The sequence below is a fragment of the Campylobacter sp. RM19072 genome (assembly GCF_024723485.1).
GTDB classification, from domain to species: Bacteria; Campylobacterota; Campylobacteria; order Campylobacterales; family Campylobacteraceae; genus Campylobacter; species Campylobacter porcelli.
The window spans coordinates 1-2104 of sequence record NZ_JANQCU010000038.1 but is presented as its reverse complement, the minus strand read 5'-3'; the positions used below and the strand labels follow the sequence as shown (position 1 = coordinate 2104).

The following is a 2104-nucleotide window of genomic DNA, read 5'->3' as shown; positions in this document are numbered from 1 at the left end:
TTTATAAAGTAGTTATTTAAGGGCCTATAGCTCAGCTGGTTAGAGTGCACCCCTGATAAGGGTGAGGTCACAAGTTCAAGTCTTGTTAGGCCCACCATTTATATTTTGTCTACTGATGAATATTTTTATTATATTTCTTAATTTTTTTTTAAATTTATTTTTGAATTTTATTTTCTATTTTTAATTTATTTTATATCTTATATAATTCCTATTTTTTAGGAGTTAAGAAATGAGTAAGATAGCTTTTCCTATTACTATTGTTGATTGCATTGACATTGGTTTGGATTTAGGAAAAATTCAAAATAAACTACAATCATATTATGATGAATATGAAGATGATTTATATTTGTTACATAAAAACAAAATCGATTATATCTCTAAATTTATGAAAATTAATAACGATGAAATGTATAAAAATATTAATTTTGATTTTTCATCTATAAATTTAGATAGTAGCGTTTTAAAAACAATTTCATTATTTATACCTAGTAGAAAACGACTTATTTCTAAATATATTATAGATATTAAAGATGAAAATTTTAAAATTGAAAGAATGCCTGCAAATAATTTTCTCCAATCTCTCGCATTTATAGCAGATGAAAAGTTTGATTATAGAAAAAGTGAAAGAAAATTTAAAGAATTGCCTGATAATTTATTTGATGATGATTTAAGAACTATGCTTAAATTCGTCTCTTTTAAAATAGGTAGATATATAAAAAATCTAAATTTGCAATTACAGTTCATCATACTTTTATATTCTGTGAAAATGGTAGAAAATCTACAAATTCACCAGAAGGAATACACCAAGATGGAATGGATTTTATAGTGTCTGCTTTTGTTATCGATAGACAAAATATCAATGGTGCAAAAAGTATAATCTATAAAAATGATAAAAAAACAAAAATATTTGAAACGATATTAAAAAATGGTCAAGGAATTATTCAGCCAGATTTAAATAGTGGATTATGGCATGAAGTAACAGAAATTTCTCAAATAAATATTAACGAAGTTGGTTATAGGTCTAGTGTAGGTTTTGATATAGAGGTTTTAGAATGAAATTAAAAATTCAAAGTGGGGAATTCGTAATAAAAAAAATAGATAAAAATGCCACAATAAATTTATCTGATGATTTATTTTGCGTAGTTAATGAGTTTGATTGTTATACAATTATAAAAAATAAATTAAAAAATTCATATAATACGCAAATTTTTAAAGCATTTTATATAGATGAAATTTTTGATTTTTCACAAAGCGGTATCTTGTTTGAGCTATTAAGACCGCTTAAAGAAGAATGTATAAGTGTATTAGTTGTATCAGCTTACGAAAGAGATTATATTTTTGTTAATAAAAATGATTTTGATAAAGTAAAGAAAATTTTTGGATTATAGTTATGCAAAATTTTATTTTTTTAAAAGGATTTTTTCTATCACTTTCGTTGATTATGGCAATTGGAGCTCAAAATGCTTTTGTTTTGCGACAAGGTATAGCTAAAAATAATGTATTTTATGTTTGTCTTGTATGTTTTTTATGTGATTTTGTATTGATATTAGCTGGAATTTTCGGTGTTGGTGAAGTTATAGCAAAAAATGTGGTAGTAAATATATTAATCACAACTTTTGGAATTTTATTTGTTAGCTATTATGCTATAACAGCATTAATTTCAGCTTTTTCTAATAAAAATAGTATGAAATTTGAAATGGAGCATTCAAATTTTTCTATTAAAAAAACTATTATTTTAACCCTTTGTATTACACTTTTAAATCCCCATGTTTATTTAGATACTGTTTTTGTGGTAGGAGCTTCAGCTTTAACATTTGATATTAAAGAGAAGATACTTTTTGCATTTGGTAGTCTTTCTGCTTCGTTTATATGGTTTTTTTCATTAGGCTTTGGTGCTAAAAAATTTAGTCACTTCTTATCAAAACCAATAATTAACAGGATTATAGATATATTTATTGCTATTATTATGTTTTTTGTTGTTTTAACGCTAGTAAAATTTCTTTTAAAAATACTATATATTTAATAATTCTTTAAGCATTACTCTTGTATAATTCCAACTCACTTTTAAAGAATATCTTAAAAAGTGAAGTTATTTAATTTCCCT

The 2104-nt window shown here is 24.0% G+C and carries 4 protein-coding genes and 1 tRNA gene; all 5 read left to right on the top strand.

Going from position 1 to position 2104, the window contains the following annotated elements; genetic code table 11:
• Positions 1–20: 20 nt before the first annotated feature.
• The 5 genes from CSUIS19072_RS08310 to CSUIS19072_RS08290 all read left to right on the top strand — a co-directional run bounded on the left by CSUIS19072_RS08310 (position 21) and on the right by CSUIS19072_RS08290 (position 2023).
• Positions 21–97: transfer RNA gene (locus tag CSUIS19072_RS08310), tRNA-Ile, on the top strand.
• Between the two features lie 132 nt (positions 98–229).
• Complete coding sequence (locus tag CSUIS19072_RS08305) at positions 230–826, top strand: hypothetical protein (protein ID WP_141082473.1); 597 nt, start codon at positions 230–232, stop codon at positions 824–826.
• Positions 709–1056: a 2OG-Fe dioxygenase family protein gene (locus CSUIS19072_RS08300; protein WP_086238129.1), complete on the top strand. Its 348-nt coding sequence runs from the start codon at positions 709–711 to the stop codon at positions 1054–1056. Before CSUIS19072_RS08305 ends, CSUIS19072_RS08300 begins: the two co-directional genes overlap by 118 nt.
• The gene (locus tag CSUIS19072_RS08295; RefSeq protein ID WP_086238134.1) at positions 1053–1388 is read left to right on the top strand and encodes an ACT domain-containing protein; all 336 of its coding nucleotides are present in this window, start codon (positions 1053–1055) and stop codon (positions 1386–1388) included. Before CSUIS19072_RS08300 ends, CSUIS19072_RS08295 begins: the two co-directional genes overlap by 4 nt.
• Positions 1389–1390: 2 nt before the next feature.
• Positions 1391–2023, top strand: a complete 633-nt coding sequence (locus CSUIS19072_RS08290) for a LysE/ArgO family amino acid transporter (protein ID WP_086238138.1) — start codon at positions 1391–1393, stop codon at positions 2021–2023.
• Positions 2024–2104 lie beyond the last annotated feature (81 nt).

What these genes read in the sequence shown, in the direction of transcription:
- CSUIS19072_RS08290 (WP_086238138.1), top strand. Translation starts at nt 1,391, where the DNA reads ATGCAAAATTTTATTTTTTTAAAAGGATTTTTTCTATCACTTTCGTTG.
- CSUIS19072_RS08305 (WP_141082473.1), top strand. Translation starts at nt 230, where the DNA reads ATGAGTAAGATAGCTTTTCCTATTACTATTGTTGATTGCATTGACATT.
- CSUIS19072_RS08295 (WP_086238134.1), top strand. Translation starts at nt 1,053, where the DNA reads ATGAAATTAAAAATTCAAAGTGGGGAATTCGTAATAAAAAAAATAGAT.